The organism is Endozoicomonas sp. SESOKO1, assembly GCF_024606265.1.
Taxonomy (GTDB): Bacteria; Pseudomonadota; Gammaproteobacteria; order Pseudomonadales; family Endozoicomonadaceae; genus Endozoicomonas.
In genome coordinates, this window is the sequence record NZ_JAHHPP010000096.1 from 1 (window position 1) to 2,777 (window position 2,777).

Genomic DNA, 2,777 nt, shown 5'->3' on the forward strand with positions numbered 1-2,777 from the left:
ACCCCTCCCCCCGTTCTTTTTAGTTAATGTCAGGCAGCTCTTTAACAAGGTGCAATAATTCCTGGGTTAGCGTGATCAGCTCTTTTAGCAACTGTGGGTTGATGTCCAGATGTCCTTCATACTCTGCCAGGTTTCGTTGATTATGACACTGATCAAGCACCCGCCATTTAGCCCGGCTTAATCCTAATGTATGCTGCAAGCATTGGAATACGAGATAACGACTTTCTGAGCGGTAACCATGCCAGCGCAATGCAGCCAGTGACAAAGCATACGCCGCACTGTATGCCAGGGAGAATTGGCTGTCTACAGAGAGTTCGCTGATAACCGCATCCTTCAGTTTGGTTTCAGCAGCCCTCACCATACCAGCAAATTCTTGTGCATCCGGCGGCTCCGGTTTGAGCTTGTTTATTTTTACCAGGTTATCCAGTTCTTTCATTGTTTGTCACCTGTCGTTGGTGTTGTGGTCAGCCACAGTTTGGGCTGTTCCATTACGCGCGTAATAAAACTCTGCTTCTGGTTTTTTCGTTGTTGAAACTCATCAGGGGTGAGCAGGGTTGGGTTAATGATTCGGCTCAGTTGCTGCTCTGCGGATTCGAGCCTTGCCATGATGTCACCATAACTCAGGTCGTGACCCACCAGCATAACATCAATATCACTGCCCGAGTGCTCTTCACCCTTTGCCACAGAACCATAGATAAAGGCCAGTTCACACTGCCCGAGCACAGGCTCCAAAGCGGTTTTTACTACTCCATGAATCCCGAAGGTTTTCCGGGTAATGGCTGTTAGCTCTTCAAATATAGGGTTGTCAGGGTTCGCCTGGTAGTGTTGCTGATTTCCTTGTTGATAGCTGTTTAGCAGCCCGGCTTCGGTCATTTTCTTTATTTCACGTACTACGGCCCCTTTACCAACGCCAGCCAGGCGAGCTGCTTCGTTCAGGTAAAATGAGTTGTCGGGCTTGCCGTAGAACAGCGCCAGCAGTCGCTGCTGGGTTTTGGTAAACAATACGGAGGCTATGTCAGGCAAAAGTGGTTATCCTTTATTCAGTCCCATTATGGGTACTATAGGTCTCATTTTAGGACTCATCAAGATGCTTTTACCCGATTCTGCAGTTTTTTTATCAAGGAACCGGGGGGGCAGAAACCGAAAGGAAAAGGATGTCATTAATGTTTGAATTTATGGGTGTACTATTTTCACTATTTTTCAGGAGGGCGTGATTGACGCCACCCGCTTCCCGCTGCCCGAAAAAGCTCAGCTCATATCTTTTACGGGAAGCGGCCTGCGCCCTTATCCCCGCCTTCCCTGATCCAGCCTTTCTGCCAGCCAGGTTTTGACCACAGCTTGCCGGGCAATACCAAGCCTGGCGGCCTCGCGGTCAAGGGCAGTGATCATCCACTCAGGAAAGTCGATATTGATGCGACGGGTTTCCAGGGCGGGACGTTGAGCGCTGGACCAGTCAATATTTTCATCAATGCTGTCGTGGCCTTCATCAAAGGCCTGATCAAATTCTTTGGCTTTCATAGGCGGCTATCTCTTTGGGTCTTGAGCGACGTACCGAAATAATTCGGGTTTTATCATTACGTTGCGTAAATACGGCAGTCCAGTGTTTTCCTGCGTATTTGGCAATGAGCAGGAAACGAGGTTCATCAGAAATCAAGGTCTTGATGACCACTCGGTTTTCATCCAGCCAGAGGCTCTTGGCCTGATCGAAATCAATGCCATGTTTTTCCAGATTGCTGAGACTTTTTGCCGGATCATACTCAAACATGGTTGTTCTGGTATCCAATATATATCTACAGGCCACCATAAATATAGGGCATTATATACCTTTTTTCACTCCAAGAAAGAAAGAGAAAAAAATCGGGGGCTTGATTCTTGAACGAATGAGCATTGACATTATTCAAGAACCAAGACTTGCCCCCCGTTTTATAAAAACGTAAAGAAGTTATTATCCTGATGTGACAGGCTTGTCCTTTGGTTTCACTTGTTCAAAGTAAGTGCTAACCTCTGAGCGTATGTACAAATGTAAATACTGAAATCACCATGCAATGTGAATGGGATGAAGACAAGAATCAGGCAAATATTCACAAACACGGCATTGCCTTTGAGGACGCTGTCGATATATTCAATCACCCCATGCTCAGCAGGGTCGATGATCGGGCCGATTATGGCGAAGAACGCTGGGTAGCCCATTGGCCGTATTCACCACCTCACCGGCGTAGTGGTCTACACCGAACGAGTGGATGATGTATTACGGATCATCTCAGCCCGAAAAGCCACCAGGAAAGAGGTTCAACACTATGAAGAAAACATCCGGCACTGACTGGGAGCGCCTCAATGCCATGAGTGACGAGGACATCGACACTTCTGATATACCTGAACTGGACGATAATTTTTTCCAACAGGCCGAGCTGCACCTACCGGTGAAAAAACCAGTGACTATCCGACTGGATGCCGACGTTCTGGAATGGTTCAAGGGGCAGGGGCAGGGATATCAGACCCGCATAAACAATTTGCTGAGAAAATATATGGAAACTCACCAGAACCGCTGAACCACGGGTGTTAAAGAAAATCGGGGTCAAAATCGGGGTCAGGTCTTTCTTGCGACAGGCTAAGCCTGAGAATGTGGGAGGTTCTATGAACTGAAATCATTCGTTGAAATCCAGAAAGCTGGGGTCAAGAAAGCTGGGGTCAGGTCTTTGATTGTGCAAATATCTTTTTCTCATGACCCTTATTTTTTTCTTCTGCTCTCCAAATTTTGCCGTTAGCTCCATATGTGA

6 protein-coding genes are annotated in these 2,777 nt (G+C 47.2%); 2 read left to right on the forward strand and 4 right to left on the reverse strand.

The genetic code is table 11. The features are described from left to right. Positions 1-19 precede the first annotated feature (19 nt). From KDK13_RS05245 to KDK13_RS05260, 4 genes are all read right to left on the reverse strand, one after another. Positions 20-436 (reverse strand): hypothetical protein, encoded by a 417-nt coding sequence (locus KDK13_RS05245; RefSeq protein ID WP_257283895.1) that lies wholly within the window; start codon positions 434-436, stop codon positions 20-22. After that, complete coding sequence (locus KDK13_RS05250; protein ID WP_257283896.1) at positions 433-1,023, reverse strand: nucleotidyltransferase domain-containing protein; 591 nt, start codon at positions 1,021-1,023, stop codon at positions 433-435. The genes KDK13_RS05245 and KDK13_RS05250 overlap by 4 nt, the downstream gene beginning before the upstream one ends. Before the next feature lie 261 nt (positions 1,024-1,284). Beyond that, on the reverse strand, positions 1,285-1,518 hold the full coding sequence (gene brnA / locus KDK13_RS05255; RefSeq protein ID WP_257283897.1) for a type II toxin-antitoxin system BrnA family antitoxin: 234 nt from the start codon (positions 1,516-1,518) through the stop codon (positions 1,285-1,287). Continuing rightward, complete coding sequence (locus KDK13_RS05260; RefSeq protein ID WP_257283898.1) at positions 1,499-1,783, reverse strand: BrnT family toxin; 285 nt, start codon at positions 1,781-1,783, stop codon at positions 1,499-1,501. The genes brnA and KDK13_RS05260 overlap by 20 nt, the downstream gene beginning before the upstream one ends. A gap of 257 nt (positions 1,784-2,040) precedes the next feature. On the opposite strand from KDK13_RS05260, the gene KDK13_RS19145 reads away from it, so the two are divergent. Together KDK13_RS19145 and KDK13_RS05265 are read left to right on the forward strand one after the other, a co-directional pair. Further along, on the forward strand, positions 2,041-2,244 hold the full coding sequence (locus KDK13_RS19145; RefSeq protein WP_373692211.1) for a BrnT family toxin: 204 nt from the start codon (positions 2,041-2,043) through the stop codon (positions 2,242-2,244). A 53-nt stretch (positions 2,245-2,297) separates the two neighbouring features. After that, positions 2,298-2,549, forward strand: a complete 252-nt coding sequence (locus KDK13_RS05265; protein ID WP_257266113.1) for a BrnA antitoxin family protein — start codon at positions 2,298-2,300, stop codon at positions 2,547-2,549. Positions 2,550-2,777 lie beyond the last annotated feature (228 nt).